General features: G+C 68.7%; 27 protein-coding genes, 1 tRNA gene and 1 pseudogene. 15 read left to right on the forward strand and 14 right to left on the reverse strand.

All coding sequences use genetic code 11. The features are described 5' to 3' along the window. Nucleotides 1-35 precede the first annotated feature (35 nt). From ASD38_RS15570 to ASD38_RS15580, 3 genes are all read left to right on the forward strand, one after another. Nucleotides 36-1,235, forward strand: a complete 1,200-nt coding sequence (locus tag ASD38_RS15570; RefSeq protein WP_056445342.1) for a glycoside hydrolase family 88/105 protein — start codon at nucleotides 36-38, stop codon at nucleotides 1,233-1,235. Nucleotides 1,236-1,357: 122 nt separating this feature from the next. Continuing rightward, a complete protein-coding gene (locus tag ASD38_RS15575; protein ID WP_056446219.1) occupies nucleotides 1,358-2,119 on the forward strand; it encodes a FadR/GntR family transcriptional regulator in 762 nt (253 codons plus the stop codon). A gap of 16 nt (nucleotides 2,120-2,135) precedes the next feature. Next, the gene (locus ASD38_RS15580; protein WP_056445345.1) at nucleotides 2,136-3,092 is read left to right on the forward strand and encodes a DUF4861 family protein; all 957 of its coding nucleotides are present in this window, start codon (nucleotides 2,136-2,138) and stop codon (nucleotides 3,090-3,092) included. A gap of 244 nt (nucleotides 3,093-3,336) precedes the next feature. Here ASD38_RS15580 and ASD38_RS15585 read toward each other — a convergent pair. After that, nucleotides 3,337-3,421, reverse strand: a tRNA-Leu gene (locus ASD38_RS15585). Between the two features lie 144 nt (nucleotides 3,422-3,565). Between ASD38_RS15585 and ASD38_RS15590 the strand changes: the two genes are divergently transcribed. After that, entirely contained in the window at nucleotides 3,566-4,591 is a 1,026-nt protein-coding gene (locus ASD38_RS15590) for a P1 family peptidase (protein ID WP_056445347.1), read from the forward strand. On the opposite strand, the gene ASD38_RS15595 is transcribed toward ASD38_RS15590, so the two are convergent. The 4 genes from ASD38_RS15595 to ASD38_RS15610 form a co-directional block, all read right to left on the reverse strand. After that, entirely contained in the window at nucleotides 4,546-5,070 is a 525-nt protein-coding gene (locus ASD38_RS15595; protein ID WP_056446221.1) for a MarR family winged helix-turn-helix transcriptional regulator, read from the reverse strand. The genes ASD38_RS15590 and ASD38_RS15595 overlap by 46 nt on opposite strands. A gap of 214 nt (nucleotides 5,071-5,284) precedes the next feature. Continuing rightward, the gene (locus ASD38_RS15600; protein ID WP_056445348.1) at nucleotides 5,285-6,034 is read right to left on the reverse strand and encodes a hypothetical protein; all 750 of its coding nucleotides are present in this window, start codon (nucleotides 6,032-6,034) and stop codon (nucleotides 5,285-5,287) included. Between the two features lie 73 nt (nucleotides 6,035-6,107). Continuing rightward, complete coding sequence (locus ASD38_RS15605; protein ID WP_056446223.1) at nucleotides 6,108-6,353, reverse strand: hypothetical protein; 246 nt, start codon at nucleotides 6,351-6,353, stop codon at nucleotides 6,108-6,110. 20 nt (nucleotides 6,354-6,373) lie between these two features. Next, the gene (locus ASD38_RS15610; RefSeq protein WP_056461192.1) at nucleotides 6,374-6,700 is read right to left on the reverse strand and encodes a hypothetical protein; all 327 of its coding nucleotides are present in this window, start codon (nucleotides 6,698-6,700) and stop codon (nucleotides 6,374-6,376) included. Between the two features lie 90 nt (nucleotides 6,701-6,790). Here ASD38_RS15610 and ASD38_RS15615 point away from each other — a divergent pair, with 90 nt between their 5' ends. Continuing rightward, complete coding sequence (locus ASD38_RS15615; protein WP_029916884.1) at nucleotides 6,791-6,973, forward strand: DUF3606 domain-containing protein; 183 nt, start codon at nucleotides 6,791-6,793, stop codon at nucleotides 6,971-6,973. Nucleotides 6,974-7,034: 61 nt separating this feature from the next. On the opposite strand, the gene ASD38_RS15620 is transcribed toward ASD38_RS15615, so the two are convergent. Continuing rightward, nucleotides 7,035-7,457: a hypothetical protein gene (locus tag ASD38_RS15620; RefSeq protein ID WP_056461195.1), complete on the reverse strand. Its 423-nt coding sequence runs from the start codon at nucleotides 7,455-7,457 to the stop codon at nucleotides 7,035-7,037. 5 nt (nucleotides 7,458-7,462) lie between these two features. Beyond that, entirely contained in the window at nucleotides 7,463-7,717 is a 255-nt protein-coding gene (locus ASD38_RS15625; protein ID WP_007664089.1) for a DUF3297 family protein, read from the reverse strand. A gap of 159 nt (nucleotides 7,718-7,876) precedes the next feature. Here ASD38_RS15625 and ASD38_RS15630 point away from each other — a divergent pair, with 159 nt between their 5' ends. From ASD38_RS15630 to ASD38_RS15650, 5 genes are all read left to right on the forward strand, one after another. Next, nucleotides 7,877-8,482 (forward strand): YqaA family protein, encoded by a 606-nt coding sequence (locus ASD38_RS15630; protein ID WP_056445355.1) that lies wholly within the window; start codon nucleotides 7,877-7,879, stop codon nucleotides 8,480-8,482. Then, a complete protein-coding gene (locus ASD38_RS15635) occupies nucleotides 8,479-9,093 on the forward strand; it encodes a disulfide bond formation protein B (protein ID WP_056446226.1) in 615 nt (204 codons plus the stop codon). The genes ASD38_RS15630 and ASD38_RS15635 overlap by 4 nt, the downstream gene beginning before the upstream one ends. A gap of 1 nt (nucleotide 9,094) precedes the next feature. Then, nucleotides 9,095-9,655, forward strand: a complete 561-nt coding sequence (locus ASD38_RS15640) for a demethoxyubiquinone hydroxylase family protein (RefSeq protein ID WP_056445358.1) — start codon at nucleotides 9,095-9,097, stop codon at nucleotides 9,653-9,655. Between the two features lie 114 nt (nucleotides 9,656-9,769). After that, nucleotides 9,770-11,581, forward strand: a complete 1,812-nt coding sequence (locus tag ASD38_RS15645) for a M1 family metallopeptidase (RefSeq protein WP_056461198.1) — start codon at nucleotides 9,770-9,772, stop codon at nucleotides 11,579-11,581. Between the two features lie 134 nt (nucleotides 11,582-11,715). Beyond that, nucleotides 11,716-12,249, forward strand: a complete 534-nt coding sequence (locus ASD38_RS15650; protein ID WP_056461201.1) for a VanZ family protein — start codon at nucleotides 11,716-11,718, stop codon at nucleotides 12,247-12,249. Between the two features lie 6 nt (nucleotides 12,250-12,255). Here the strand turns inward: ASD38_RS15650 and ASD38_RS15655 are convergent, their stop codons facing one another. From ASD38_RS15655 to ASD38_RS15660, 3 genes are all read right to left on the reverse strand, one after another. After that, nucleotides 12,256-12,540: a hypothetical protein gene (locus ASD38_RS15655; protein WP_082554856.1), complete on the reverse strand. Its 285-nt coding sequence runs from the start codon at nucleotides 12,538-12,540 to the stop codon at nucleotides 12,256-12,258. 70 nt (nucleotides 12,541-12,610) lie between these two features. Continuing rightward, nucleotides 12,611-12,754, reverse strand: coding sequence for a hypothetical protein (locus ASD38_RS23970; protein ID WP_156390713.1), 144 nt, complete (start codon nucleotides 12,752-12,754; stop codon nucleotides 12,611-12,613). Nucleotides 12,755-12,870: 116 nt separating this feature from the next. Next, complete coding sequence (locus ASD38_RS15660) at nucleotides 12,871-13,434, reverse strand: HNH endonuclease (protein ID WP_089930049.1); 564 nt, start codon at nucleotides 13,432-13,434, stop codon at nucleotides 12,871-12,873. 212 nt (nucleotides 13,435-13,646) lie between these two features. Here ASD38_RS15660 and ASD38_RS15665 point away from each other — a divergent pair, with 212 nt between their 5' ends. After that, nucleotides 13,647-14,486 (forward strand): TolB family protein, encoded by an 840-nt coding sequence (locus tag ASD38_RS15665; RefSeq protein ID WP_162252142.1) that lies wholly within the window; start codon nucleotides 13,647-13,649, stop codon nucleotides 14,484-14,486. Here ASD38_RS15665 and greA read toward each other — a convergent pair. Further along, nucleotides 14,483-14,962, reverse strand: coding sequence for a transcription elongation factor GreA (gene greA / locus ASD38_RS15670; RefSeq protein ID WP_056445373.1), 480 nt, complete (start codon nucleotides 14,960-14,962; stop codon nucleotides 14,483-14,485). The genes ASD38_RS15665 and greA overlap by 4 nt on opposite strands. Before the next feature lie 541 nt (nucleotides 14,963-15,503). On the opposite strand from greA, the gene ASD38_RS15675 reads away from it, so the two are divergent. Beyond that, a complete protein-coding gene (locus tag ASD38_RS15675) occupies nucleotides 15,504-16,127 on the forward strand; it encodes a TetR/AcrR family transcriptional regulator (protein WP_056461207.1) in 624 nt (207 codons plus the stop codon). A gap of 6 nt (nucleotides 16,128-16,133) precedes the next feature. Beyond that, nucleotides 16,134-16,973 carry a tRNA glutamyl-Q(34) synthetase GluQRS gene (gene gluQRS, locus ASD38_RS15680; protein WP_056461210.1) on the forward strand — a complete coding sequence of 280 codons (840 nt, stop codon included), beginning with the start codon at nucleotides 16,134-16,136 and terminating at the stop codon, nucleotides 16,971-16,973. 5 nt (nucleotides 16,974-16,978) lie between these two features. Here the strand turns inward: gluQRS and ASD38_RS15685 are convergent, their stop codons facing one another. From ASD38_RS15685 to ASD38_RS15695, 3 genes are read right to left on the reverse strand one after another with little or no spacing between them, the layout of a single operon-like run. Beyond that, entirely contained in the window at nucleotides 16,979-17,293 is a 315-nt protein-coding gene (locus ASD38_RS15685) for a winged helix-turn-helix domain-containing protein (protein ID WP_056461213.1), read from the reverse strand. A 7-nt stretch (nucleotides 17,294-17,300) separates the two neighbouring features. Next, nucleotides 17,301-17,936, reverse strand: a complete 636-nt coding sequence (locus tag ASD38_RS15690) for a hypothetical protein (RefSeq protein ID WP_156390714.1) — start codon at nucleotides 17,934-17,936, stop codon at nucleotides 17,301-17,303. A gap of 35 nt (nucleotides 17,937-17,971) precedes the next feature. After that, nucleotides 17,972-19,189: an acyltransferase family protein gene (locus ASD38_RS15695; RefSeq protein ID WP_156390715.1), complete on the reverse strand. Its 1,218-nt coding sequence runs from the start codon at nucleotides 19,187-19,189 to the stop codon at nucleotides 17,972-17,974. 163 nt (nucleotides 19,190-19,352) lie between these two features. Between ASD38_RS15695 and ASD38_RS15700 the strand changes: the two genes are divergently transcribed. Both ASD38_RS15700 and ASD38_RS25140 read left to right on the forward strand, forming a co-directional pair. Then, complete coding sequence (locus tag ASD38_RS15700; RefSeq protein WP_056461219.1) at nucleotides 19,353-20,777, forward strand: alpha/beta hydrolase; 1,425 nt, start codon at nucleotides 19,353-19,355, stop codon at nucleotides 20,775-20,777. 193 nt (nucleotides 20,778-20,970) lie between these two features. Continuing rightward, nucleotides 20,971-21,070: pseudogene (locus ASD38_RS25140) on the forward strand (hypothetical protein); the annotation flags it as partial. Nucleotides 21,071-21,117 lie beyond the last annotated feature (47 nt).

Consider the following 21,117-nt stretch of genomic DNA (forward strand, 5'->3'; position numbering starts at 1 on the left):
TAGACAAGACCAAGAACGACGAGGGAGACGAGACGATGCTGCGACGCCTGACCGCAGTTCTTCTGGCGACGGCCGCCCTGCTGGGGCCGTCGCAGGCCTGCGCGGCGGCGCCCGCCAGGCCCGCCGCCGGCGTCAGCGCACCGGCCAAGGCCGCGGTCCTGACGGCCGGGGCTCGCGTGGCCGACTGGCAGCTGGGCCACATGGACAACTTCGACTACGTGCCGGCCTCGCAGTTCCGGCGCGACACCGAGGCCCCGCGCGACTGGATCCAAGCGGCGTTCTACATCGGCCTGACCGCCTTCGCAGACGCCTCCAGCCAGCCCAAGTACGCCGACGCGATCCTCGCTCACGGCCAGGCCGAGGGTTGGGACTTCGACAAGCGCCCCCGCCATGCCGACGCCGACGCCACCGGCGCGGTCTGGATCTGGTCGGCGGCCCGCACGCATGACGCGGCCAAGCTGGCTCCGGTGCGCGCCCGTTTCGACGCGGTGCTGGCCGATCCCTCGACCGTCGATCTGGGGTTCGAAGCCAAGCCGCCGCAGGGCGGCGATCCCTATTGCCAGGCCCGCTGGTGCTGGAGCGACGCCATCTTCATGGCCCCGCCCGCCTGGGTCGCCCTGACCAAGGAGACCCAGGATTCGCGTTATCTGGCTCATGCCGACCGCGAGTTCTGGGCGACCACCGACCTGCTCTACGACAAGACGGACCACCTCTATTTCCGCGACAGCCGCTTCATCGCCAAGCGCAGCGACGCCGGCGCCAAGATCTTCTGGGGCCGCGGCAACGGCTGGGCCTTCGCCGGGATCGCCCGCATCCTGCAGGACTTGCCCAAGGACCATCCGAGCCGGCCGCGCTACGAGGCGCTGTTCAGGCAGATGGCCGCCAAGATCGTCGCCCTGCAGGGCGAGCAGGGTTATTGGCCGGTCTCGCTGCTGGAGCCGCAGAAGACGCCCGAGACCAGCGGGACCGGCTTCTTCGTCTACGGCTTGGCCTGGGGCGTGAACCACGGCCTGTTGCCCGCCGCCCAGTATCGCCCGGCGATCGACAAGGGCTGGACCGCCCTGACCGCCGCGATCGAGCCCGACGGCAAGCTGGGCTGGGTGCAGCGCGTGGGCGCCGCACCGGACCAGGTGGGACCGGACGACACCCAACTCTATGGCGTCGGCGCCTTCCTGCTGGCGGCTAGCGAGGTCTCCAGATTGCCCCCGACGACCGCCAGGGCGGCCAGGCCGTGACGCCGCTTGCCCCGCCGCCCGTCCCCGCCGGAACCCGTCCCGGACTCCTTTCAGACATTTGGAGCGAGGCTGGCGCCGAAACCGGCATCCACTTTCGGCTGCCACGCTCTAGGATGACCGACATGACCACCGGCGCCTCAGACCCCCAGAAGCTGTACCAGCAGATCGCCCGGGCGATCGCCACGTCCATCAACGACGGCCGCTATGGCCCCGGCGACAAGCTGCCGTCCGAGCGCGAACTGGCTGACGACTTCGGCGTGAGTCGTCCGACCGTTCGCGACGCCATGATCGCCCTGGAGTTCCAGGGCCTGGTCGAGGCGCGTCAGGGATCGGGCGTCTATGTCAACGCCACGACGGCGCCGGGCGCGGACGATTCCGCCGAGGTCGAGGTCGGGGCGCTGGAACTGACCGAGGCGCGGCGCCTGTTCGAGGGCGAGGCCTGCGCCCTGTCGGCCGCCACCGTCACCGACGACAACCTGGCCCTGCTGGACCAGATCGCCAGCCAGATGGCCCGCAGCTTCGCGCCCGACGAGGTCGAGCGGCTGGAGCAGGAGTTTCATCTGGCCATCGCCCGCGCGACCGGCAACGCCGCCATCGAGGCCGGCGTCGAGGACCTGTGGACCCTACGCCTGCAGTCGCCGACCTGCGTGGCCATGCTGCGACGGGCCCGCGCCCATGGCGGCGGAGACTTCGTCGAGGAGCATCGTCAGATCATCGCCGCCCTGCGCCAGCGTGATCCCAAGGCCGCCCGCCAGGCGATCCACGCCCATCTGGCCCAGGTGATCGACGACCTGCTGGCCGTGACCGAACTCGACGCCCTCCAGCAGACCCGCCAGAAAATGGCCGAGCAGCGACGTGAGCTGGCTCGGCGCACCGAGATCTAGAGACGCGAGCCCCCAAATGTCCAAGCTGATCCTCTCGCTCGCGGTCGCCGCGAGCTTCTCCCTACCCGTCCTGGCCTTGCCCGGTCTGGCTGGGGCCCAGGTCGATCCCGTCATGCCGCCCCTGGTCGAGCCGGTGCTGGCCAAGCCCGACGCCGAGGGCCAGAAACCCCGCGCCGTCGTCGCCTACGCGCCCTATCGCTACGACGACATCCTCTGGGAGAACGACCGCACCGCCCACCGCATCTACGGCCCGGCGCTGGAAGCGGCCGAGCCGCCCTCGACCTCCGGGATCGACGCCTGGGGCAAGAACGTCCGCTGGCCCTACATGGAGCGCCAGCTGAAGACCGGCAAGCAGCATGACTTCCACGGCGAAGGCCTGGACTTCTACGACGTCAGCACCTTCCGGGGAGCCGGCGGCCTGGGCGTCTGGCACGACAACAAGCTGTGGACCTCGCGCAACTGGAAGTCCTACGAGATCCTCAAGACCGGCGGCGACGTCGCCCAGTTCAAGGTCACCTACGCCCCGTGGCCGGTCGACGTGGACCGCAAGGTCTGGGAGACCCGCACCTTCACCCTGCCGCTGGGCACCAACTTCACGCGGATGGTCTCGACCATCAGCTCCGACAAGCCCGGCCCGCTGGTGATCGGCATCGGCATCAGCAAGCGCCAAGCCACTCACAACGGCGCGGGCGGCGTGTTCACCAAGGATCTGGGCGCGGGCCGCGTCTCGTACTGGCAGCCGACCGATCCGGTGCGGGGCACGATGGGGATCGCCCTGATGGTCGATCCCAAGGCGCTGGTCGAGGTGCGCCAGGACGCCGACAACTACATCGTCCTGGTCAAGGTCGAGCCCGGCAAGCCGTTCGTCTACTACATGGGGGCGGCCTGGGACAAAGGCCTGGACTTCCATGATCGGGAGGGCTGGGAAGCCTATGTGAAGGGCCAGAAGCCGGATTTCGATCCGACCCACTAGGCTTGGCGGAACGCCGGCGGCCGGCGCGCGCTCCCCCAAGAGGCGCGACCGGACGAGACCATCGTGGGCAAACGATCCAAATCGATAGCAACGACCGCCGAACGGCCGTTGCGCGCGTCCCTGTCGACCGTCGCCCTTGTCGTCGACTGGGCGACCTTGGCCGCGCTCGGCGCCGCCACCGTCGCGCTGGTGGTCACCACGTGGCGACCACATCGCCGGAACAAATCCTGATGTCAGAAGAGATTGGTGCGGGCGGTCGGGGTCGAACCGACACTCCTTTCGGAACCGGATTTTGAGTCCGGCGCGTCTACCAGTTTCACCACGCCCGCGCTTCGCGGCGACCGAGGTCGGCGAAGGAGGGGTTGTCTAGCAAAGGCGTGCGGGAAGTTCCAGCGTCGCTTTTTGTCTTGATGCACCCGCTTTCCTTCGCGGCGCGGCTGACCGATGCTCCCGCCGCTCGCAGGAGAGTCACCTTGCCCCCACCCCGTCCCGGTCCCCGTAACCTGATCACCGATGTGTCGGGCCTAAGCGTCGGCCACGCCACGGACGAGGCGGTGCGCAGCGGGGTGACCGTCCTGCTCTGTCCCGAAGGCTGGGTCGCGGCGGTGGACGTGCGCGGCGGCGGACCGGGGATTCGCGAAAGCGACGTGCTTCGCCCCGAAAACAATTTCAGCCGGGCCCACGCCATCACCTTGTCGGGTGGTTCGGTGTTCGGCCTGGGCGCGGCCGACGGCGTGACGGCGGCGCTGTCGGCGGCGGGCCACGGCCTGCGGCTGGCGGCGGGATCGCCGACCATACCGATCGTGCCGGGGGCGGTGCTGCACGACCTGGGCAACGGCGGCGACAAGACTTGGGGCCTGGACCCGCCCTATCGCGCCCTGGGCCTGGACGCCGTCGCGGCGGCCGGCGAGGACTTCGCCCTAGGCTCGATCGGGGCCGGGCGCGGCGCGATGGCCGGCGTGAACAAGGGCGGCGTCGGCTCGGCCTCTCTGGACCTGAGCGACGGTCTCATCGTCGGAGCCCTGGCGGCGGTCAATCCAGTGGGGTCGGTCTACATGCCCGGCGGCGAGGCGTTCTGGGCCTGGCCGTTCGAGATCGACGGCGAGTTTGGCGGTCTCGTTCCGGATCCGGCGGCCCGCGCGGTCGAGCCAATTTCCGACGACAGCAAACTGGCGGCGCTCGGCCGGTTCATCGCCGGCGCCAACACCACCCTGGCCGTGGTGGCGACCACCGCCGCCCTGACTACCGCCGAGGCCACGCGGCTGGCGATGATGGCCCAGGACGGCCTGGCCCGCGCCATTCGCCCGGTCCACACCCCGTTCGACGGCGACGTGGTCTTCGCCCTGTCCTCCGGCGCCGTCGAGATCGGCGAGGGTCCGGCGCGGTCGCTGATGATCGCGCGACTGGGCGCCGCGGCCGCCGACACCATGGCCCGGGCGATCACGCGCGGCGTCTATTCGGCGCGTTCGGATCCTGGCGGCGCCGTATCGGCCCCGTAGAGCGTGCCGGCGGCGGTCTCGAGCTGGCCCAGCAGTCGCTTGAGAGTCGCCACCTCGCTGGGCGCCAGGCCGGCCAGCAGCGCGGCCTCATAGGCGCGCGCCAAGGGCACGATCTCGGCGAACAGGCGACGGCCGGCGGCGGTCAGCTCCAGGCTGTGCGAGCGCCGGTCGACGCGGTTGCTTAGGCGCACGGCCAGGCGGCGCTCGACCAGTTCCTGGGCGGCGCGGCTGACGCGCACCTTGTCCATGGCCGTGCGCACGACCGCGGCCTGCTGGGTCAGCGGCCCCTCGGCCAGCACCGACATCAGCCGCCACTGCGGGATGCTGAGGCCGAAGCGGTCCTCGTAGGCCCGGGCGATCAGCCGGCTGACGGCGCTGGACGACGTCGCCAGCTGATAGGGCAGATAGTCGGCCAGCGAGACGTGCTCGGGGGCGCCTTCGGGGGGATTCTGCGTCATGGGTGAGACCGTCGCGGCCATGGCCTTCCTTTCGTCCTCCATACGCCCGCGACTCTGGCGGTCGCTCGCGTCGACAAGGCCCGATCTGGCGCGGCGCGACCGCCCCGCTCAATCACGGCCAAGCCTGGGGACAGGAAAGCGGACATTTCGCTTGGCGGTTGTGCATTCGACCGCCCAGACGCCCAGCGATGGGGCGCCCAGCGAAGGGGAACCCACGAAAAATGGGGCCGACGGCTCAGTGCTCCTCGGCCGCCTTGGACTTGAACGGCTCGGTTTTGGTCAGCGCCGTCTGGCAGCGTTGCAGTTCGTTGAGACAATCGCCCCGGCTCCAGAAATCGGAAAATTCCACAACGGCCATGCGGACTTGGCGAGAATAGTCCTTGTGGTCAAGAACCTTCGGCTCTTCGTCCTCATGCTCGTCGTGCCCATGGTCCGGCTCATGGCCCGGGCGGTGGCCGGTCAGGACCAGGGTCTGGCCGCCCAAGATCGTGACCTTGGCCGCGGCCCGTTCGAGTTCGGTCTCCGGCTTGTGGCCGCCCCCATGACCGCCATGCCCGTCGTCATGGCCGTGCTTGTCGTCCTTCTTGCCGCCGTGCGCGCCCTTGGACTTGTCCTTGTCCTTGGGCTTCTCCTCGACCGGCTCGCCCTTGAGGGCTTCGGTTATCCCCTTCAGCGCCTTGGCGCAGGGGCCGCCGAACGCCAGGACCGGTCCGATCCGGCGCTGAACCTCCTCGACCAGATCCTGGGCCTTGTAGAGCAGCTCGCCCGACGGCGCGCTGGTGGCCGCCACGCATTTGACCTTCACGGCCTCGTGGATGGTCTTGGGAACCTCGCGCCAGCGCTCGTCACGCCCGCGTCCGCCGACATACTTGCCCACGTAGTAGGTGAGGATGGCGACGGCCAGCACGACCAAGGCGATCCCCGCCAGCAAGGTGGGATCGAAGATCGGAACCGGCGTATCGACGGGAAACTCTGACTGGTACACCGGACCCCCTCCAGTATCAGGCAAGCAAGAGTCACATGGTTAACGCATGATGGCGCAGCTTGCACGACCAAGGTTATGTTGAAGGCCGGGAAATCACGCCGCGCGCCCTGGCGCCCTGATCGTAGCGGCTGGGACCGCCATAGACGGCGACTTCGCACAGGATGTCGCCGCCAGGCTCGCTCGCCCACAGATAGTTCCGCTCGACCTCGACGTTGCGCCCGGCCGGCGAAATCCCCTCGAAGGTGTCGCCCCAGGGAATCACCTTGTTGAGGTCGCGCCAGGTCAGGGTCATGGCGCGGGACAACTCGTCTTGAGCCATGGCCTCCAGATCGGGATCGCTCATGAGGGCTCCTGCGGGCGACGGTCCAAGACCTCGAAGTGCAGGGCGCGGGCGTCGAACCGGGCCAGGACGGCGCGGGCCGCCTCGGGCACGTGGCTGACGGCGTAGTCCTGGCCCATGAACGCCTTGATGCTGTCCAGGTCGTCGAACCACATCAGGGTGGTGAACTCGACCTCGTCGCCGGCCTCGCGGCGCATCAGGTCGATGTGGCGAAAGCCCGGAATGCGGCGCGCCTCGATGCCCGGGATCACCTGTCCCCGCACGACCGACTCATAGGCGGCGGCGTTGTCGGGCGTGGTCCAGCCTCTCCACTGGCGGCAGATCATGCGCGTCTCCACTCGGGGTCTCTAATTCGATGTCGCCTCGACAAGGCCGGACGCGCAAGATAGGTCGCGCCGGAGCATGGAGAGACCAACATGGGCGTTCCCAAGGGCAAGCGCGACTTCCGCGACGAAGACCGCCTGGATCCGCGCGAGCGTCATCAGGTCGAATACTGGATGAAGCGCTGGGGCGTGACCAAGGACCAGTTGGTCGCCGCCCATCGCAAGGTCGGCAACTCGATCAAGGACATCGGCGCCGAGCTGGGCAAGAAGCGCTAGAGTTCAAGTATTTGGAGCGTGACAGGCGCCGAAACCGGCATCCACTTTCGGCTGTCACGCTCTAGCGCTTGTCCCGCCGGAACTTCGCCGCTTCCGCCGCCAGAGACGAGGTCGAGGGATCGAAGTCCTCCGGCTCGGGCTCGAACGGCAGGTGGCCGGCCACGCCGCGCAGGGCCAGCCACAGCGGATGGCTGAAATGGCCTAGAATCCGCAGCGGCCGGCGCTTGTCGTCGGTGACGTCCCAGCCCTCCAGCTCGAACGCGTCCGCCTGCTCGCGCATCGACTTGACGTCGATGCCGTCCCAACCCGGCGGATCGGGGATCAGGGCCGCCTCGTCGGCCGTCAGGCCGAACGTGTCGCGCGCCAGCTGATCGATCTCCGGGAACTGGGTCCGCGCCTCCGGATCGGCGAACGACGGCTTCATCAGCGCCCGGGTCTCCAGGTCGGCGAAGCCGGGCAGATCGATCAGACGGCGCGGGGCCATGACGTCTAGGCCTCTTCGGCGTTGTCGTTGCGCCAATACGGCGCGACCACGCCCTGCAGCTTGATGGTCATCGGGTTGCCCTTGCGGTCCACGGCCTTGCCGGCGGTGACGCGGATCCAGCCCTCGCTGACGCAGTACTCGTCGACATTGGTCTTCTCGACGCCGTTGAACACGATGCCGACGCCGCGCTCGAGGATGTCGGCGTCGTAGTGCGGGCTGCTGGGGTTGGAGGCCAGGCGGTCGGGAGGCGTGTCGCTCATGGGATCGTCTTTCGAAGAATTTGGACGGCAAAGGCCATCGAACGCGCGTGATAGCCATCCAAGGCCGCAATTCCAATAGGATTGCACGCGATCGCGCGAAGCGCCGCGACAAGGTCATGGTCGCCTGCTAGCTACGGCCGTCCTCTTTTCGGAGTCCGCATGCTGCGTCGCCTCTATGACTGGGTCATGGGCCTGGCCGCTTCCCGTCACGCCCCCGCCAGCCTGTTCGCGATCTCTTTCGCCGAAAGCTCGTTCTTTCCCGTTCCACCCGACGTGATGCTGGCGCCCATGGTGCTGGCCAAACCGGAAAAGGCCTGGCGCTACGCCGCGCTCTGCACCCTGGCCTCGGTCCTGGGCGGAATTCTCGGCTACGGCATCGGCTTTTTCTTCCACGACGCGGCCCAGAAGCTGCTGGCGGTGCTGGGCAAGCCCAACGCCCTGGCCGACGCCGAATGCTGGTACCGCCAGTGGGGATCGTGGGTGATCATCGCCAAGGGCTTCACCCCCATCCCGTTCAAGCTGGTCACCATCACCTCGGGCCTTCTGAAGTTCAGCTTCCCGGTCTTCATCGGCGCCTGCGTCCTGACGCGAGCCGCGCGCTTCTTCCTCGTGGCCCTAGTGGTCAAGAAGTTCGGCCCGGCCATGCTGCCGGTGATCGAAAAGCGCCTGGCCCTGTTCGCCGGGATTCTGATCGCCCTGCTTGTCATCGGCCTCACGGCGAGCCACTTCTTGGGTGGAAGCAGTGGCGGAGCATGCGCGGCATGACGATCGAGAACGTCGGGGAAGTCGAGACCAAGGTCACGGAAATCCGCGCCACGACGTCCGTTCACCCGGCGTCCACGGCCTCGGCGCCGGTGCGCGGCCCGCTGGACCTGATCGCCGAGCAATGGCCCGTCCTGGCCTTCGCCGCCTGCGCCGTCATGCTGGGCGCGGCCCATGCGTTCGAGACCTTCGGCAAGCTGGCGCCGTGCCTGCTGTGCCTCAAGCAGCGGGAAGTCTACTGGGTCACGGGCACGGTGGCGCTGGTCGCCGTCGCGGCCTCGCGCACGCCCTGGGCGGACCGGGCGCGCAGGCCGCTGATCCTGCTGCTGGCGATCGGCTTCCTCTTCGGCGCGGGGGTGGCGACCTATCATGCCGGCGCCGAATGGAAGTGGTGGCCCGGCCCCGCCGCCTGCGCGGCCGGCGGTGCGGCCTCGGCCAGCGACCTGGTGGCCATGCTGAAGGGCGCCAAGATCGCCGCGCCGTCATGCGACAAGGCTGTCTGGGTCTTCCTGGGCCTGTCCATGGCCGGCTGGAACGCCGTGATCTCGCTGGGTCTGGCGATCGCCTCGGCCTTCGCCGCCCTGCGCGCGCCCGTCTCGCCCCGGGCCGCCTGAGATGGACCGGCCCATCCCTCCCCGGCCCGGCCTCGGCGCCCAGAGGGCGCGCCTGGCCGAAATCCTGCGGGTCGACCAGGCCGGCGAGTTGGCGGCCGTCCACATCTACCGCGGCCAGCAGGCGGTGATGCGCAACGCTCCCGGGCGCGAGCGAATCGCCGACCAGCTGCAGGAGATGGAGGGCCACGAACAGGTCCACCTCTCCCGGTTCAACGAACTGCTGGGCGAGCGCGAAGTTCGCCCGACGGTGATGTCGCCCCTGTGGCGCGCGGCCGCCTTCGCCCTGGGCGCGGGCACCGCGCTGCTGGGCGAGAAGGCCGCACACGCGTGCACCGAGGCGGTGGAGACGGTGATCGAGCAGCACTATGCCGGCCAGATCGCCGAGCTGGAGACCCGCGACCCGTCGCTGGCCGCCGAGCTGAGCCAGTTCCGCGACGACGAGCTGCACCACAAGGAGATCGCCATCGGCGAAGGCGCCCGGGAGGCGCCGGCCTATCCGCTGCTGTCGGCCGTGATCCGCGCCGGCTGCCGCGCCGCGATCAAGATCAGCGAGAAGATCTGACCAGCGTTCGCTAAGACGCCGGAAGAACCGTCCCCTGAAACTTCCTGCTTGGCGGCGTGCGTGGCCGAGCTTACCCATGTCGCCGGAAAATCGCGTCGCGAGGGGAGTTTCGCTTTGCCTACCCAGTTTCACCGGCAGTTCCGACGGGCCGCGGCTCTGTGCGCCGTCTCGCTCCTGGCCCTGGCGGGCGCGGCCCACGCCGCGACGCCGGCCAAGCCGGTCAATCCGCCCAAGCCGACGCCGACCACCGCCCTGACCCTGGGCACCGGCGGCCAGATGCCTGCCGAGGAAGCGGCGGTGACCCTCGAACATGTCGACCTGAAGCTGAAGATCATCCCCGAGCGCAAGGCGATCGAGGGCGACGCCACCCTGACTCTGGCGGCCAAGAGCGTCCTGCCCCGCATCGTTCTGGACTTCGACAAGACCTTCGCGGTCAGCGCCCTGATCGTCGACGGCAAGGCCCTGCCCGCCTCGGCCTGGACCAATCCCGAAGGCCGCCTGACCATCACCCCGCCCGCGCCGATCGTCGCCGGGGCCAAGACCGTGGTCCAGATTCGTTATGCCGGCGTCCCACATGAAGCCGAACGCGCGCCGTGGGACGGCGGCTTCGTCTGGAAGACCGCCCCGACCGGCGAGCCCTGGATCGCCAGCGCCGTGCAGGGCGACGGCTGCGACCTGTTCTGGCCGTGCATCGACTTCCCCACGGGCGAGCCGCTGCTGGTCGACTTCTACATCACCGTGCCCGCCCCGCTGTCGGCGCCGGCCGGCGGCGTGCTGGTCGGCGTCGCGGAGAAGGACGGCTGGCGCACCTTCCACTGGCGTCAAAAGCAACCCGACACCTACGCGATCGCGGTCAATGTCGGGCCCTATGTGAAGCTGGAAGACACCTACAAGAGCCGGTTCGGCGACAGCTTCCCGATCGAGTACTGGCACCTGAAGAGCGACGATCCGGCCAAGGCCAAGACCCTGTTCGCCGAGTTCCCGACCACGCTCGACTTCTTCGAGCAGATGATCGGCCCCTACCCGTTCCGGTCCGAGAAGCTGGGCGTCGTCGAGACGCCGCACCTGGGCATGGAACACCAGACCATGAACGCCTACGGCAACGAGTACAAAAAGGACGTCTACGGCTACGACTGGCTATTCCAGCACGAGCTGTCGCACGAGTGGTTCGGCAACCAGGTGACCAATGTCGACTGGGACGACATGTGGATCCACGAGGGCCTGGGCAGCTACATGCAGCCGCTGTTCTCGCAATGGCTGCACGGCGACATGGAGTACATGACCCGCCTGAACGCCCAGCGGGTCGGCAGCAAGAACCTGTTCCCGATCGTCTCCGACAAGGTGATGACCGAGGATCAGGTCTACAAACCCGAAGGCGGCCCGGCGAACGACATCTACGCCAAGGGCTCGAACATCATGCACACCCTGCGCGCGACGATCGGCGACGAGGCGTTCTTCAAGTCGGTGCGCACCCTGGTCTACGGCCGTCCCGATCCCAAGCCCGGCAACTTCGCGCCGCGCTACGCCACAACCAAGGACTTCATCCGCATCGTCAACGACGTGACCGGCAAGGACTATCAGTGGTTCTTCGACGCCTACTTCTATCAGGCCAAGCTGCCGGAGCTGCGCCAGACCCGCGACGGTGACGACCTGGTGCTGAGCTGGAAGACCCCCTCGGGCAAGGCCTTCCCGATGCCGGTCGAGGTCAAGGTCGGCGACAAGGTCGTCACCGTCCCGATGACCGACAACACCGGCCGCATCAGGGTGGGCGAGGTCGTGCCGGTGATCGTCGACCCGGCCTCCAAGATCCTGCGTCGCCAGCCCTATCTGGAGGACTACGCGGTCTGGAAGAAGGCCGCCGACGAAGCCGCCAAGAAGGTCGAAGACGCCAAGAAGGCGGCGACGCCCCCGGTGAAGAAGAAATAGTCGCCCGAGGCTCCGCCGCCTCCCGCGTCGGGAAGGCGGCGGAGCCCTTGGTCATCTTCCGTTGACCCTGTTCCTTCACGGCTTGTAGGCCAACGCGCCCTAAGGCTTTGAGCTCACCGCGAGCCAGGAAGCCGATGCTGACGCCCAACCATGTCGTGACCACCGCCCGCGCCGTTTTGGTCGCCGGCGTCCTGACCGCCGCGGTGCTGATGCTGGGGCCTTGGCCGGGCCTGGAGCAGGTGTTCGGTCTGAGCGACAAGGCCGCCCACGCCATCGCCTTCGGCGGCCTGGCGGCGGTCTCGTTCCTGGCCTTCCCCCGCATGCGCCGCAACGATCTGGCCGTCGCCGCCGTCCTGCTGGGCGCCAGCGTCGAGGTGGCCCAGCTGTTCACGGCCGACCGCAGCGCCTCGCTCGCCGACCTGCTGGCCGACACCGCCGGCGTGGGCGTCTTCTACCTGGCCAGCCATATCGAACATCTCCGCGCCATGTCCCGTCAGCGCGGCGCGGCGAGCTTCGCCGACATCGCCGCCCAGGACCGCCGGCGCGGGGCGCGTCGCCTGGCGCCGGTGATCCAGGCCGTCTTCCGCTCGCCGGCCGAGGTGGAGAAAGCCGAACGTCCGGCCGGGTTCGCCAGCCGGGCGGCCCGACGCTTTCCGCGTCAGGCCTGACCGCTCTCAGGTGATGCGCTTGACGCTGACCGGGTCGCTGCCCGGGAAGCTTTCCTCGAGCCCTTCATCCAGCAGGGCTTCCTGGCGGTTCTCGGAACACTCGACCTTCTCCGCCAGCTGATCGTGCTTTTCGCCTTCGGCGAGCGGGGTTTCGGCCTCGCGGGAATGCGGGGCGTCGAAGTGCTTGTCCTCGTGCCGGACCTTGCCGTCGCTGGCCATGTCGGCCGTCGAGGCGCTGGTGCCGTGTGTGAAGTGGCGGCCGGTTTCTTCCTTCTTGTGGCCAAAGATCATGGGGTCTCTCCCGATTTTCGCCCGAAAGCGTTGCGGATAGAACCCTTGAGCCGGCGCCCAGGTTGCGCCGTCAGAGCCCGAACACGATGGACCAGAGGACGACATTGGCCACCGTCATGGCGGCCATCAGCCATCGCAGCCGGCGTTTGACGCTCAGCGCGCGTCCATGCTCATGAAGCGTCGGACCGGAAAGCATCGAAGGACTGACAAGCATCGAACCCTCCCACTGGGCGTCCCCTGTCCCTTGGGTCCGCTCAGTGGCGAGTCGATGCAAGCAGAGCAATAAGGCTTTGTTTCCTCGACATTTTCGCGACTCGGCCTCGTCGCGGCCTAGGCTTCCAGCTCGATGTCCCAGTAGAGGTAGTCCAGCCAGCTGGCGTGCAGGTGTCCCGGCGGGAAGCGGCGGCCGCGATCCTGCAGTTCGTGCATGCTGGGACGGCGCGCGGTGTGGAACGGGTGCATGCCCGCCTCGCGGGGCGTGCGGCCGCCCTTGTGCAGATTGCAGGGCGCGCAGGCCGTGACGATGTTCTCCCAGGTGGTCCGGCCGCCGCGCGAGCGGGGGATCACGTGGTCGAAGGTCAGTTCGTCGGGCGAACCGCAATACTGGCAGGAGAACCCGTCGCGCAGGAACAGGTTGAAGCGGGTGAAGGCCGGCGGGCGATCCTGCGGCACGTACTGCTTTAGCGACACCACGCTGGGCAGCTTCATCTCGAACGAGGGCGAGTGCACCACGTGGTCGTAGGTCGAGACCACGTCGACACGTTCCAGGAACACCGCCTTGATCACCTCCTGCCAGGGCCAGAGGGACAGCGGGTAGTAGCTCAGCGGCCGATAGTCGGCATTGAGGACGAGCGCCGGCATACCGGACGGTGGACGGGACAGCACCTGCATCAGGGCCTCCCTCTGGAGCGGCACAGGCTCCTGTGAAGCGGATACGCGGTCGGACTGAAGACGGGCCTCCTTCCTACGCATTCTCAGGAATCGCCATTCATTCCCGAACGCACACAAAGGATGAGCCAACTCGACGACAGAACCAAGACATCCTTGCGCTTGGCGCGTGAACGATCGCGGCTATGGTCGGCAACGGACATTCCGGAGCTTTCGCCATGCCGACGCCCGCCTTCGTCGTGATCATCCTGGCCGGTTTGCTGGCCGCGGGACCGCCCACGCCGCTGCTGCCTGGGATTGTTGATTCGCCCGACACCGAAGTCCGTCCCGCCTTCAGCCCCGACGGCCGCTGCGTGCTCTGGGGCTCGATCGGCGCGCCGAAGACGGCCTGGCGGATTCTGCAGACCTGCCGCGACGGCGCAGGATGGTCCAGGCCCGAGGCCGTGTCGTTCGACGGACCCGACAATGATTTCGACCCAGCGTTCTCGCCCGACGGCCGCACGGTCTATTTTTTCTCCAACCGCCCGGGCGGCCAAGGCGGCGACGATCTCTACGCCGTGGACCGCGACCCGGCGACCGGGGCCTTTGGAACGCCGCGCAACCTGGGTCCCGACTTCAACACCTCCGGCGACGAGTGGGCGCCCACCCCGACCGCCGACGGCAAGCTGATCTTCTCGTCCGACGGCCATGGCGGTCTGGGCAAGCAGGACCTGTTCGAGGGCGACCTGACGGGCCACGCGCCGGTTCGCGGTCTGGGGCCGGAGGTCAACGGCCCGCTGGACGACTTCGACGCCGCCCTGCTGGCCGACGGCCGCACCCTGGTGTTCGCCTCGGGCGACCTGAAGGCCGAAACCCGCGTGACCCTGAACAGCGCCCGGCGCGGCGACGACGGACGCTTCGGCCCGCGCGCGGTCCTGGCCCCGCCGATCAACTGCTCGGAGGCGATCAACAACGGACCGGCCATCGACCCCAGGCGGCCAGGCGTCCTGTTCTATTCGGCCTATTGCCCCGCCCTGGGTCCGGGCCGGATGGACATCTTCGAGGTCCCGGCGCCCTAGTCGATCGCGATGATCTCGACCTCGCCGCCGGCCACCATGGCCGTGTCGCCCACGCCCTTGCCCAGCAGGGCCCGAGCCACGGGCGAGACGTAGGACACCGAACCGCGAGCCGGATCGGCCTCGTCCTCGCCGACGACGCGGAAGGTCTGACGACGGCCGTCCTCGCGGTCGAAGGTGACGGTCCCGCCGAACTGCAGGCCTTCCACGGACGGATCCCGCTCGCGCAGCTGGGCGCTGGCCCGGCGGGCGGACCAATAGCGCAGGTCGCGGGTCGCGCGGGCCATGGCGGTGCGATCCTGGGCGACGTCGCCGCCGGCCTGGGCGGCGCTGTAGGCGGCGCGGGCCTGCGCTAAGTCCGCCTCGATCTGGGCCAGGCCCTGCGGCGTGACCAGGTTGGGATGCGGCGAAATCGGACGGTCCAGCAGATCGGCGGCGAACGCCTCGCTGTCGCCTTCCTTGGTGAAGGCGACGCTCATGGCCGCATCCCCGGGAAGCGCGTCCCTGCGATGGAAGACGAAAGGGTCATGTCTAGGAAATCCGGCCCGCCTCGGGATGTTCCGCCTCGGGAGCATCCGACCTAGGCGCGCGCGTCTTCAGGATCAAGACATGCGAAAGCCGCCGGCGACCAGGCGCGGGCGGCTTCGGACACTCCAGGCAAGGAGCTCGCCCGCGACGGCGTCGGCGGGACAGCGTGGGAAGCCGCTGGTCCCGTCGACCACGAACGCTGCCGAGGTTTAGATCGCGATGCCGACCAAAGCGGCGGCGACGCCGACGGCCGCGGCCAGGAAGAAGCCCACGGCCATGCGGTCGAGAGCGGTTTCGAAGGCGAAAAAGGTGTTGGTCATCACACACATCCTTGAGTTTGGTTGCGGGACGCGGTGATCGAGAAGGCCGCTGCCCCGGTCCAGACCGAGCCCGATCTGGACAATGCTTAGATAGCACCGATCTAAACGACGTCAAGATAATCTTTACGCCGTTAGGATGGATTTTTGAACAGGAACGGTTACAGTGTCCGAGATGACACAGACCGCCTCTTCCGAAGCCCGCCCCTACCACCATGGCGACCTCAGCCGCGCCCTGGTCGAGGCCGCTCGCCGCATCCTGGAAACCGAGGGTCCGGCGGCGCTTTCGCTGCGAGCGGTGGCGCGCGAAGCCGGCGTCAGTCCGGCCGCGCCCTACCATCATTTCAAGGACAAGGGCGAACTGCTGGACGCCGTCGCCCACGAAGGTTGGGCCGCCCTGGACGCCGCCCTCGGCGAAGCTCGGGCCAAGGCCGTCGACAGCAAGGAACGGATGACCAGCCTGGGCGTGGCCTATGTCTGTTTCGCCCGCGACAACCCCGCGCTCTATCGCGTGATGTATGACTGTTCGCGCGACAAGGACGCCTTGCCCGAGCAGATGAAGGAAGAAGGCGCCTACTGCCAGGTGCGCAACACCATCGACGAGCGCAGCGGCGGGACGGCCACGCCGCTCGACCTGGAACTGGCGACCATCGCCGCCTGGTGCGCCGGCCATGGCCTGGCCGAGATGATCAGCTTCAAGCAGTTCGATTCGCTGAAGGAAGCCCTGGGCGGCGAGGAGGCCTTCCTGCGCGCCGTGTTCGAACACCTGGGCATGTTCGCCAAGCTCGATCAGGCCTAGGTCCGCTTGCCGTTCGCCACCCGCTTCGCGCCCTCCCCGACCGGCCGCCTGCATCGCGGCCACGCCTTCTCGGCCCTGACCGCCTTCGACGCCGCGCAAGCCCAGAACGGCCAGTTCGTGCTGCGGATCGAGGACATCGACGCCACCCGCAGCCGTCCTGAATTCGAGGCTTCGATCCTGGAGGATCTGGCCTGGCTGGGCCTTTCCTGGGAGCAGCCGGTCCGCCGCCAGTCCGAACACCTGGCCGACTATCACCGCGCCATCGAAGTGCTGCGCGAGAAGGGCCTGGTCTATCGCTGCTTCCGCACCCGCAAGGAGCTGGACATCGGCCGCGCGCCGCACGAGCCGGCCCGGCCCTTCATCGGCGGCCCGCTGCATCCCGCCGAGGAGGCCGCGCGGCTGGAACGGGGCGAGGCTTTCGCCTGGCGGCTGTCGCTGGACGCGGCCCGCGGCGCGCTGGGCGGTTTCGACCCTCTGACTTTCGTCGAGGACGGCGCCGGGCCCAACGGCGAGACCGGCCTGATCGCGGCCCGACCCGAAACCGCCGGCGACATCGTCCTGGCCCGCAAGGACGTCGGCGTGGCCTATCACCTGGCCGTGGTGCTGGACGACGCCTTGCAGGGGATCACCCACGTGATCCGCGGCCAGGACCTGTTCGAGGCCGCCCACATCCAGCGCCTGCTGCAGGCCCTGCTCGACCTGCCGACTCCGACCTATCGCCACCACCACCTGCTGGTCGGCCCCGACGGCAAGCGGTACGCCAAGCGCGACAAGGCCCAGACGTTGCGCGAGCTGCGGGCGGCGGGCGTGACGCCTGAGCAGCTTCGGGCGGAGATGGGCCTCTAACGTCCTCAGTCTCCGCCTCCCGCTTGCTCCACCAGTTGTCCCATGGCCTTCAGATAGGCGCCGAACGCCGCGCGGCCCGCCTCGGTCAGGCGGACGCGGGTCAAAGGCTTGCGACCGACGAAGCTCTTGTCGATCGCCACATAGCCGGCGTCCTCCAGCTTGCGCAGGTGGACCGACAGATTGCCCTGGGTCACCTCCAGCAGGTCCTTCAGCTCGGTGAAGTCCGCCACCTCGGCGCTGGCCAGATAGGCGACGATCCCCAGCCGCACCCGACCGTGGATGACGTCGTCCAATCCGCTGATGTCGAACTTGCCGCTCACGATCGTCTCAGGCCGGCCGGGCCGCTTGGCGCATGGCCTGGCGCATCATCACGTAGCCCGGGGCCATCATCCAGGCGAACAGGCCCAGGCCCGCGATCAGCAGGTAGAGGTCCGGCCGATCGATCAGCATGCCCAGGGCCACGCCGGACACCAGCCAGCCCGCGGCCACCACCGCCATCCACAGACGCTTGCGCAACATGAAGATCACGTACCAAACCGCGCCCTGGATCACGAAGACCACCGCCGGGTGGAACAGCCAGTAGCGGAAATCGTGGTTGCGCACGGCGGCCGAGGCGAAGATCAGGATGAGCGCCAGATTGGCGATCCCGGTGCCCTGAAAGGCGGCGTTGACCGCGCGGTTGGCGACGCCGCCGGTGGGCTTCTTGCGTTCGATGACGATCACCACCGTCATCATGATCAGGAAGATCAGGGTCGGCAGCCAGGCCCACACCAGATTGCCCAGAGCCCCCATGCGGATCAGGCCGATCACCTGCGCGTAGTACCCCACGCACTGCAGACCGTAGATCAGGCCCGCCCCGCCGTAGAGCGCGCCCCCCGCCACGCCCAGCCCGCCGCCGGAGCCCTCGGCCACCGTCCGCAGGAACGCCAGGTCGTCCTGCACGGATTTGATCTTGTCGTTCATGGGCGCGGTCCCCTTCAGCGTTGCATCATGGCCGGTCACAGGATTCGCCCCAACAGCGGCATGCGGCGCAGCGCCATCGTCGTCAGCCAGCTGAGGACCACGGCCCCGCCGAACGCGATCAGGCCCTTGGCCAGCCCGCCCCAGGCCTGAGGCAGCAGCAGCCAGCCCAGCCAGGCGGTGAAGACGTAGTGGGTCAGGTACATGCCGTAGGCGTTGGCCTGCAGGCTGCGCGCGACCGGACCGGTCCTGCGGACGAAGCGCAGGAACACCGCCAGCACGGCGAACGACAGGGTCGCGCAGGCCAGGACGAAGGCCAGGCCGCCGGTCACATCCAGCACCGCCTTGGGCGGCGGATTGGGCGAGAAGGCGACGATGAAGACCGCGACCGCCGCGATCACCGCCGGCGCCGGAAGGATCTGCCAGGCCCACCAGCGCCGGGCCAGCGCCCCTTGCGGGTCGGTCAGCCCCTGGCCCACGCCCGTCGCCCCGAACGCCAGGCCGGCCAGGAAATAGACCAGGTAGTGGCCTGCCCGGCCGGTCTGGATCAGGAACGGTCCTTCCAGCGTCCAGTGGCCGAAGGGCAAGACCATGTTCAGGGGCACGTAGGCCAGGGCGCTGGCCGCGACCAGCAGCAGGAAGGCGCGGCCCGGCCGGCGCGCGGCGCCCTGCGTCCAGCGGCCGAGCGCCGGGATCAGGCGGGGAAACAGGCCGTCCAGCAAGGCGGCGATCGCGCCGAAGGCCAGCAGCACCCACAGGAACCAGGCCGGCCCGCTGGGCCAGAATGGCAGGCTGGTCCAGGCCTGCGCATAGGCCGCCAGCGACGGCGCGCCGCCCGACTGCAGCCAGGCCGGATAGTAGGCCAGCGGGGCCAGCAGCCCCGCGCCGATCACGAACGGAACGCCGAGCCGCAGCGCCCGGCCCTTCAGGAACCCGCCCGCGCCCTTGGCCTTCAGGCTCTCGGCGACGAACAGGCCCGAGACCAGGAACATCAGCGACATGAAGAACAGGTCGTTGACCAGGGTCAGCAGGCCAAAGCCCCCGAACCTCTGCGGATCCACGACCGGAAAGGCCGTCCACAGGATCGGCGGCTCGGTGAAGCCCTTCGGGGGCGGCGCGTACGGGTGATAGGTCAGCACCGCGTGGTGGGCGATGACCAGCAGGGTCAGGAAGGCGCGCACGGCGCCGATCGGCGCGTTGCGGGCCGAGCCACCCGCCGAGGCGGAGGTTTCGAGCGATTTGAGAGGCGCGTGCATGGCCGGGCTCCGTTGCGATGGCCGAACCATGTATCAACTTGTTTGTTTTGTAAACTTGTTGATGAACATCGATACGACGATGCGTTCTGATCGGCGCTCTTGCGGGTCCATCGCCGACGGCTCTAAGCATGGCTGGAGGCGACCGATCGCCAGGGAGACGACGATGCGCGGATGGATGCTGGCGGCCGGACTGGCGGCGGGAACCTGGCTGGCGGCGACCAGCGCCCACGCCGCCGAGCCGAAGTTCACGCCCGGCCCCTGCGCCGGCGACTATTCGGGCGTCGGCAACAAGATCCAGTGCGGGACCCTGGTCGTCGACGAGACCCGGGGCGGGCCCAGCACGCGACGCGTCGCCATACCGGTGACCATCGTCAAGGCCAGCGCGCCCAAGGCCGGCCTGCCGCCGGTGGTCTACCTGCACGGCGGTCCCGGCGGCGGGGTGGTCGAGAACGTCGCCCGCAGCTTGCGCGGCCCGGCTCGCGAACTGGTCGCCGTCGACCAGGACTGGATCTATTTCGACCAGCGCGGCGGCGGGGTGGCCTCGCCGATCCTCGACTGCGGCGGGGTCGCCCTGAACGACGCCGGCCCGCTGAACGACGCGGCCGCCCAGCAACTGATCGCCTGCGCCCAGCGGCTGAAGGACTCCGGCGTCGACCTGTCGCGCTACAACGCCGAAGAGGTGGTCAAGGACATCCAGGATCTGCGCAAGACCCTGGGCCTGAAGCAGATCGACCTGTTCGGCGTCTCGTACGGCACCCGCATCGCCCTGGCCGTGGTCAAGCACGACCCGACCGGCGTGCGGGCCGTGGTGCTCGATTCGCCCTGGACGCCGGAGGCCAAGTGGGCCGAGGGCGGGCCTGAGATGGTGTCGGACGCGGTGAAGGTGATCTTCAAGCGCTGCGCCGAGGACGCCGCCTGCAACGCCAAATATCCGCACCCAGGCGCCGATCTCGACGCCTTGGCGACCAAGCTGTTGAGCGGCCCGCAGACGATCGGCGGCAAGGTCTACGCGGCCGACGACCTGGGCGGCTTCCTGATGGACGCGGCCTATAGCGGCCCCGACGCCCGCGCCCTGCCCGCCACGGTGGCCAAGTTCGCGGCCGGCGACATGACGGCCCTGGCCGCGCAGATGGCCGATCGCAGCGGCTACAACGAGGCCCAGCACCTGACTCATCTGTGCAAGGAGGAGTTCCCGTTCGAGAGCGAGGCGGCCATGCGCAAGGGCGCCCAGCGCGACCCGGTCTCGCGGCTGCTGGAGGCCTCGATGGGCCGCTATTTCGCCGTCTGCAAGGCCTACGACGTCGGCGCGCCCGACCCGGTCGAGGCCCAGCCGGTCTCCGGCCCGATCCCCACCCTGTTCCTGGCCGCCGAGATCGATCCCGGCTGCCCGCCGGCCGTGGCCAGGGCGGCGGTCGGCCGCTTCCCCAAGGGCCAGCTGAGCATCATCCCCAACACCACCCACGGCGTCTCGCGCGGCAGCGCCTGCGCCCGCAAGATGATCCGCGGCTTCCTGGCGGATCCGTCGGCCCCGATCGACCAGAGCTGTTTGCATCCCGAGCACGACAAGTTCGTGTTTGATCTGGAGTAGGCTTTCTCCCGGACCTGGTGCGGCGAACGCTTGCCCCCTACGGGTCGCTTCGCGACCGTCTTCCCCCACAGGGGGAAGAGGGAGACGCGCGCCCTCCGCCCCCTCTGGGGGCGGACAGACCGCGAAGCGGTCAGGTGGGGGCAAGTGTTCGCGGGCACGGCCTCTCGGTCTCACGCGATCTCTCGCTGAGCGGACGGAAAGGGTCGCGGAGCGCCGGACGACGTCCGGAGTTTGAAAAACAATACCGTTTCGACGAAGCCCGATCGCTCCGCGCCATCGTTATCCGGAAGCCCGCGACGCTGAGCCCTGTTAGGGCCTCGCCGCCTTGAAGCCTCCGACG

It is taken from the genome of Caulobacter sp. Root487D2Y, assembly GCF_001427165.1.
Classification (GTDB): Bacteria; Pseudomonadota; Alphaproteobacteria; order Caulobacterales; family Caulobacteraceae; genus Caulobacter.

Excerpts from the sequence above, each read along its gene's own strand:
- ASD38_RS15595 (WP_056446221.1), bottom strand. The coding sequence starts at position 5,070 with ATGGCCGCGACGGTCTCACCCATGACGCAGAATCCCCCCGAAGGCGCC.
- ASD38_RS15630 (WP_056445355.1), top strand. The coding sequence starts at position 7,877 with ATGCTGCGTCGCCTCTATGACTGGGTCATGGGCCTGGCCGCTTCCCGT.
- ASD38_RS15580 (WP_056445345.1), top strand. The coding sequence starts at position 2,136 with ATGTCCAAGCTGATCCTCTCGCTCGCGGTCGCCGCGAGCTTCTCCCTA.
- ASD38_RS15690 (WP_156390714.1), bottom strand. The coding sequence starts at position 17,936 with ATGAACGACAAGATCAAATCCGTGCAGGACGACCTGGCGTTCCTGCGG.
- ASD38_RS15655 (WP_082554856.1), bottom strand. The coding sequence starts at position 12,540 with ATGATCTTTGGCCACAAGAAGGAAGAAACCGGCCGCCACTTCACACAC.
- greA (WP_056445373.1), bottom strand. The coding sequence starts at position 14,962 with ATGAGCGTCGCCTTCACCAAGGAAGGCGACAGCGAGGCGTTCGCCGCC.
- ASD38_RS15640 (WP_056445358.1), top strand. The coding sequence starts at position 9,095 with ATGGACCGGCCCATCCCTCCCCGGCCCGGCCTCGGCGCCCAGAGGGCG.
- ASD38_RS15570 (WP_056445342.1), top strand. The coding sequence starts at position 36 with ATGCTGCGACGCCTGACCGCAGTTCTTCTGGCGACGGCCGCCCTGCTG.
- ASD38_RS23970 (WP_156390713.1), bottom strand. The coding sequence starts at position 12,754 with ATGCTTGTCAGTCCTTCGATGCTTTCCGGTCCGACGCTTCATGAGCAT.
- ASD38_RS15605 (WP_056446223.1), bottom strand. The coding sequence starts at position 6,353 with ATGGCTCAAGACGAGTTGTCCCGCGCCATGACCCTGACCTGGCGCGAC.
- ASD38_RS15620 (WP_056461195.1), bottom strand. The coding sequence starts at position 7,457 with ATGGCCCCGCGCCGTCTGATCGATCTGCCCGGCTTCGCCGACCTGGAG.
- ASD38_RS15700 (WP_056461219.1), top strand. The coding sequence starts at position 19,353 with ATGCGCGGATGGATGCTGGCGGCCGGACTGGCGGCGGGAACCTGGCTG.
- ASD38_RS15635 (WP_056446226.1), top strand. The coding sequence starts at position 8,479 with ATGACGATCGAGAACGTCGGGGAAGTCGAGACCAAGGTCACGGAAATC.
- ASD38_RS15695 (WP_156390715.1), bottom strand. The coding sequence starts at position 19,189 with ATGCACGCGCCTCTCAAATCGCTCGAAACCTCCGCCTCGGCGGGTGGC.
- ASD38_RS15615 (WP_029916884.1), top strand. The coding sequence starts at position 6,791 with ATGGGCGTTCCCAAGGGCAAGCGCGACTTCCGCGACGAAGACCGCCTG.
- ASD38_RS15665 (WP_162252142.1), top strand. The coding sequence starts at position 13,647 with ATGCCGACGCCCGCCTTCGTCGTGATCATCCTGGCCGGTTTGCTGGCC.
- ASD38_RS15650 (WP_056461201.1), top strand. The coding sequence starts at position 11,716 with ATGCTGACGCCCAACCATGTCGTGACCACCGCCCGCGCCGTTTTGGTC.
- ASD38_RS15675 (WP_056461207.1), top strand. The coding sequence starts at position 15,504 with ATGACACAGACCGCCTCTTCCGAAGCCCGCCCCTACCACCATGGCGAC.
- ASD38_RS15575 (WP_056446219.1), top strand. The coding sequence starts at position 1,358 with ATGACCACCGGCGCCTCAGACCCCCAGAAGCTGTACCAGCAGATCGCC.
- ASD38_RS15625 (WP_007664089.1), bottom strand. The coding sequence starts at position 7,717 with ATGAGCGACACGCCTCCCGACCGCCTGGCCTCCAACCCCAGCAGCCCG.
- ASD38_RS15610 (WP_056461192.1), bottom strand. The coding sequence starts at position 6,700 with ATGATCTGCCGCCAGTGGAGAGGCTGGACCACGCCCGACAACGCCGCC.